The sequence below is a fragment of the Parafrankia sp. EUN1f genome (assembly GCF_000177675.1).
In the GTDB taxonomy this organism is placed as follows: Bacteria; Actinomycetota; Actinomycetes; order Frankiales; family Frankiaceae; genus Parafrankia.
This window is the reverse complement of sequence record NZ_ADGX01000276.1, coordinates 1-5,602: the sequence shown is the minus strand read 5'-3', so window position 1 is coordinate 5,602 and position 5,602 is coordinate 1. Positions and strand designations below refer to the sequence as shown.

At 72.7% G+C, this 5,602-nt stretch carries 3 protein-coding genes and 1 pseudogene; 3 read left to right on the top strand and 1 reads right to left on the bottom strand.

The genetic code is table 11. From position 1 onward, the window contains the following. Positions 1 to 516: pseudogene (locus FREUN1FDRAFT_RS37640) on the top strand (LuxR C-terminal-related transcriptional regulator); the annotation flags it as partial. A gap of 415 nt (positions 517 to 931) precedes the next feature. Beyond that, positions 932 to 2,587: an AAA family ATPase gene (locus tag FREUN1FDRAFT_RS37635; protein WP_006545682.1), complete on the top strand. Its 1,656-nt coding sequence runs from the start codon at positions 932 to 934 to the stop codon at positions 2,585 to 2,587. A 412-nt stretch (positions 2,588 to 2,999) separates the two neighbouring features. Here FREUN1FDRAFT_RS37635 and FREUN1FDRAFT_RS37630 read toward each other — a convergent pair whose 3' ends face one another. Further along, on the bottom strand, positions 3,000 to 4,166 hold the full coding sequence (locus FREUN1FDRAFT_RS37630) for an acyl-CoA dehydrogenase family protein (RefSeq protein WP_006545681.1): 1,167 nt from the start codon (positions 4,164 to 4,166) through the stop codon (positions 3,000 to 3,002). Positions 4,167 to 4,543: 377 nt separating this feature from the next. Here FREUN1FDRAFT_RS37630 and FREUN1FDRAFT_RS37625 point away from each other — a divergent pair. Beyond that, positions 4,544 to 5,602, top strand: a 1,059-nt coding sequence (locus FREUN1FDRAFT_RS37625) for a serine/threonine-protein kinase (RefSeq protein ID WP_006545680.1), incomplete at its 3' end; no start/stop codon positions are given.

The following is a 5,602-nucleotide window of genomic DNA, read 5'->3' as shown; positions in this document are numbered from 1 at the left end:
GCGGCGTATTCCGGCGTTGCATCCGGCAGTGTGGCGGTGCTGGACGGGCGGTTGCCTGACGGCAGTGGCATCGACGTGTGCCGGGAGATCCGGTCGGCGTTGCCGGGGGTGGCGTGTCTGATTCTGACGTCGTATGACGATGACGAGGCGCTGTTCTCCGCGATCATGGCTGGTGCGGCGGGGTATGTGCTGAAGGAGATCCGGGGCAACGACCTGGTGGGTGCGATCCGGACGGTGGCGTCGGGTCAGTCGTTGCTGGCTCCGTCGGTGACGCGTCGGGTGTTGGAGCGGCTGCGGGACGGGCCGCACGAGGATCCGGCGATGGCGACGCTGAACCAGCGGGAGCGGGAGATCCTGCAGCTGATCGCGGACGGGTTGACGAACCGGCAGATCGGTACCCGGCTGGGGCTGTCGGAGAAGACCGTGAAGAACTACGTGTCGAGCATTCTGGAGAAGCTGGGCCTGGCCAGCCGCACGCAGGCGGCGGTCTACCTGATGAAGCAGGCCGGAGAATAGAAACCGCCGGGGAATGCCTGCTGGTGTGCGCGCTGCTGGTGGGCGCGCGCGGCGCGGTCCGGCTCAGCTGGTGGGCGCTGGAACGGCTCGAATGTGGGATGTCCGACAGCACCGCGAAGGAGCCGGCCCCCCGGTGCGAACGTCCTGGGAACGGCGGGCTGGACGTCGCGGGGAATCAGGACCGAGAAGTCACCTGACGCGGTGGGACGTAAGGGAGGATCCTGAAGACCAGGCGGGGAAACGGATCTGGGAGGAAGCTCTCCACGATCGTCGGAGTCGATCGCCACCGGGCTCGTCCGGTGAGTTCCGCCCGCCGGCCACGGTCCCAAAGGAACCGGGCTCCGGTGCGGTCGGTGTGACACGGCAGGTGTGAGACCGAGCATGCACCGTCCCGGCAGACGGTCTGGAGACGAAGATGTTTCTGCATGACGACGCTCCTTCGGGGCAGGCCACCGACATCCGTTCCGAATCCTGGGCACCCACCGAGGTCGGAACGGCACCCGAGCCGGCCGTGCGCGAGCTACGTCTTGACAGCCGTGAAACCGTGGAAACCGCGACCGCCTTCGTCTTTCTCACCGAGGATCGGGCCTACAAACTACGCAAGCCGGTCGACCTCGGATTCATTCACCTTCGTTCCCGGCAGGCGCGGCTGAACGCCTGCGAGGACGAGGTACGACTTAACCGCGAACTGGCCGCCGACACCTACCTCGGCGTCGCCGACATCCGCGACGGATCCGGCCGGCTGTGTGATCACATGGTCGTCATGCAGCGGATGCCGGCCGCCCGGCGGCTTTCGACGCTGGTAACAGCGTCGGTCGCGGCCACGGAGGCACCCCAGGCGCAGGCCGGGCTCCTCGCGGAGCTGCAGGCGCTCGCCCGGCGGACCGCGGCCTTCCACGACCAGTGCGCGACCTCGCCCGAGATCACCCGCGCCGGCGGCCGGTTCGCGTTGCAGGCGCTGTGGCTGGAAGCGCTGGAAGGGCTCGCGCCGTTCCGTGGGCGTCTGCTGGACGCCGCCGTGGTCGACGAGATCGGCACGCTCGCGCTGCGCTACCTGACCGGTCGCGGCGCGCTGCTCGCGCGGCGCGCCCGCACCGGGCGGATCCGTGCCGGGCACGGCGACCTGCGCGCCGACGACATCTACTGCCTGCCGGACGGCCCGCGGGTGCTCGGCAGCGTCAGCCCCGACCCCGCGCGGCGCGTCGGGGACGTCCTGGGCGGGGTCGCCTCGCTGGCGGTGGACCTGGAGCTGCTCGGCGCCCCCGCGGCCGCCCGGGCGTTCCTCGACGCCTACCGGGAGGCGTCCGGTGATGCCGGCCCCGCCTCGCTGGAACATCTGTTCATCGCCCAGCGGGCCGTCGTCCGCGCGGGAGCCGCCTGCGTGCGCGCCCATCAGGGCGATCCGGGTGCGGACGAGCAGGCGCGGGCACTCGCCGCGCTCGCGCTGGCGCACCTGCGGCGCGGCCGGGTTCGGCTGGTGCTCGTCGGCGGCCTGCCCGGAACCGGCAAGTCGACGTTGTCCCGCAACCTCGTCGCCGCCGCCGGCGACGACTGGCTGCTGCTGCGTTCGGACATCGTCCGCAAGGAGCTGGTGGGCCTCGCGCCGGACGTGTCCGCGGAGGCGCCTCCCGGCGAGGGCATCTACACCGCCGACGCGACCGAGCACAGCTACGCCGAGCTGCTCACCCGGGCCCGCCACGCCCTCGAGCACGGCCAGACCGTCGTCCTCGACGCGTCCTGGTCGTCGCGGCGCCCCCGCGAGCGGGCGGCGGAGGTGGCGGGGGAGTGCGACGCGGACCTCATGTCGATCCGCTGCGTGACCCCGCCGAAGGTCGCCGTGGCGCGCATCGTGGCGCGAGCGGCCAGCTCCGCAGCGGGCCGTGCCGGTGGCCCGGGCGGCGAGGCACCGGGGGGATCGGCCGGCGGCGCCGCGGTCGACCCGTCGGACGCGACGGAGCTGGTCTACTTCGACATGGCCACCCGCACCGACCCCTGGCCGCAGGCGACGGACGTGGACACGTCCACCTCGGCCGAGGAGTCGGCGGCCGCGGCCCGACGGCTGGTCGACTGAGACACCCGAGAACACCCGAGAACACCCGAGAACACCTGCGGACCGCGGCGGCCGCTGGCGGGAGACCGCGAGCGGCCGCCAGGCCTGTGTCAACCGGTACCGAGTGCGCCCACCATCAAGATAGTCAACAGTGTTGACGGCTGTGCGCGCCTCGATTTGATCTTGAATTTCCAGATCGTCGACGGCTGTCCACGGATCCCGAGCCCGTCGGCGCCGGGTGGCGCCGCTCACCCGGGCGGCCAGCCCTGGTGCGGGGCTGCTGCTGAGCAAGACCTGAGGATCTCGGTCGTTCTCGCAACCGAAATCCTCAGGTCTTGCGAATTACCAAGGGAATCGCTGCCCTTTTAGCCCCTCTTGTAGGAAATGCTGGTGCCGTTCCGTCGCTGCTTGCCTGCGTCGGTGGGGGCGGACGTCAGCGGCGCATCAGCAGCGGGCCGCCGAACAGGTGGGCGCCGACCATCTCGAAGTTGGTCGTGGCGAGCGTGATGTGACGGGCCGCGGTGTGCACATCGCGGAAGCACCGGTCGAGGGCGTCGCCGGAGCGCAGCGCGGCCGCGCCCGCGGCGGTGTGCACCATGGTCACGGCCTGCACGCAGTTCTCCGCGACGGCGGCGGCCGCGAGGCGGACGACCGCGGACAGTTCCTCCCCGCCGTGCTCACCGCAGGTGGTGGCCTGGTCGGCGGCGTCCGCGAGGACGAGCTCGGCCGCCCGGACCAGGGCGGTGGCGCGGGCGAAGGTCGCGTGCACGGTCGCCCGCTCGGCCAGCGCCTCCGTCGAGCGCGCCGGGACGGTGCGGGCGGCCAGCTCGCGGAACACGGCCAGGGCCTGCTGGGCGATGCCGATTGTGGTCGCCGCGGTGGTGAACGGCGCGAAGTCGTAGTAGGCGATCGCATAACCACGGGAGCGGCGTGGGCTCGGCGGGCGGCGCAGCAGCGAACCGTCCACCGCATGGCTTTCGGGGACGACGACATTGTCCACGATGAAACTCCCGCTTCCCGTTCCGCGCAGGCCCAGGGAATGCCAGTCGTCGACGAAGGTGACCGCGCTGCTCGGCACGCACAGCATCCGAATCGGCGCCGGCCCGGCTCCCTGCCCGTCGGTGAGGGTGACGGTGCAGACGAGCCAGCTGGCGTGGGTGGCGCCGCTGGCGAAGGCCCAGCGGCCGCTCACCCGGTAGCCACCCGGTACCCGCACCGCCTGACCGGTGGGGTTGACCCCGCCGACGACCAGCCCGCGGCTGCCGCAGAACAGCCGGCAGGACACCTTGTCGGGCAGATAGTCCGACAGCCGCCCGATCGCGCCCTGGACGCCCATCTGCCAGGCCGCGGACGGGTCCACGCGCGCGATCGCCTGCAGCACGGCGGAGCCGGTGCGCAGGCTCACCCCGCCGCCGCCCAGCGCGCGTGACACCCACATCCGGTGGAAGTCCTGCGCGCGCAGCGCGTCGATGACAGCTGGCGAGGTGGTGCGATCAGCCTCGGCCTGCGCGCGGTTCTCGGCGAGCGTGGCGCTGATCGTCTCGACCCGCGCCAGCCAGGTCCGCGTCTCGTCCGAGACCTCCGCGCAGGTGTGCGCCATTCACCGACCACCGTTTCGTCGCGAGCGCGGGAAGCCGGTTGGTGCCGCGCAGGGGGACAGATCCGCATCCACTCTGCGATGGTAGGTTGCCTGCCGCAGTTTCTGGCTGTGGTGGGAAAATGTTCCGCAATCGCGGATGCCATCTGACCTGCGATGTGTCGTCGGGAAGCCGGGAAGCCGTCGACATTCGCCCCTTGTGCCGTCCGTGCGGACCGGCGGGCAGGCGGTGGCGGCGGGCCTTGCGGGCCCGCCGTGGGTCCGGGTTGGCCCGCGGCGCGACGGGTCGGCGTGTCGATACCGGAGCACGGTGGTATGAGTCGTGGGCGTGTCGCCCCGGTTTCGGGGCCCTGAGGCGGGTTGTAGGGGAGAATTCCGAGGTGCCGGAGAAGGCGGAACCCAAGACGTCGAACGACCCCTCGGTGGACCGGCGTCGCCTGCTCGCCGGCAGGTACCGGCTCGGGCCGATCCTCGGCAGCGGCGGGGCGGGAATCGTCCGTGCGGGTGAGGACACGCTGCTGCGCCGCCCGGTCGCGATCAAGCAGGTCCGGCTGCCGCCGCCGGCCGTGGAGGGCGACGGTGACGCCACCCGCGAGCGGGCCGTCAGCCGGGAGCGGGTGCTGCGCGAGGCGCGGGTCGCGGCACGGCTGCGCCATCCGGGCCTGGTCGCCGTCTACGACGTCATCGAGGCCGACGGCTCGCCCTGGATCGTCATGGAGCTGGTCGAGGGCCGGTCCCTGGCCGAGATCATCCGCGAGTCGGGCCGGCTCACCCCGGCGACGGTCGCGCGGATGGGCGTGAGCCTGGCCTACGCGCTGGAGGCGGCGCACCGCTCCGGGGTCGTGCATCGCGACGTCAAGCCGGGCAACGTCCTGGTCACCCCGGACGGGCAGCCGCGGCTCACCGACTTCGGCATCGCGGTGAGCGAGGGCGACCCGGCGCTGACCAGCACCGGCATCGTGGTGGGTTCGCCGGCCTACATTCCGCCCGAGCGGGCCCGCGGCGCGCGGGTGGCCGCGCCCGGCGACGTGTGGGGCCTGGGCGCCACCATGTTCTCCGCCGTCGAGGGCGAGCCGCCGTACGCCGGCGAGGGCGCGCTGGCCACCCTCGCGGCCATCGTCGAGGACCGGCGCCGTCCCTGCCCGCATGCGGGTCCGCTGGGCCCGGTCCTGGCGCAGCTGCTCGACCCGGACCCCGACCGGCGGCCGTCGCTGGCGCAGGCCCGTGCGATGCTGCGCCAGATCGCGGCCAGCGAGCCCTATCCGACCAGGGAGTTCGACGCGTCGGCCCACGCCGACGTCGATCCGGGGCCGGATCCGGCGTCGGCCCGCCAGCCCGCGCCGATCCGCGAGCGGGACGTCCCGGCCGAGCACCGCGAGGTGGCTGCGCCCAGCGGGCCCTCGGCCGCCGACCGGGCCGCCGGGCCTGCCAGGGACCGC

Bases quoted from the DNA above. Each gene is read 5' to 3' on its own strand.
- FREUN1FDRAFT_RS37630 (WP_006545681.1), bottom strand. From the start codon at position 4,166: ATGGCGCACACCTGCGCGGAGGTCTCGGACGAGACGCGGACCTGGCTG.
- FREUN1FDRAFT_RS37635 (WP_006545682.1), top strand. From the start codon at position 932: ATGTTTCTGCATGACGACGCTCCTTCGGGGCAGGCCACCGACATCCGT.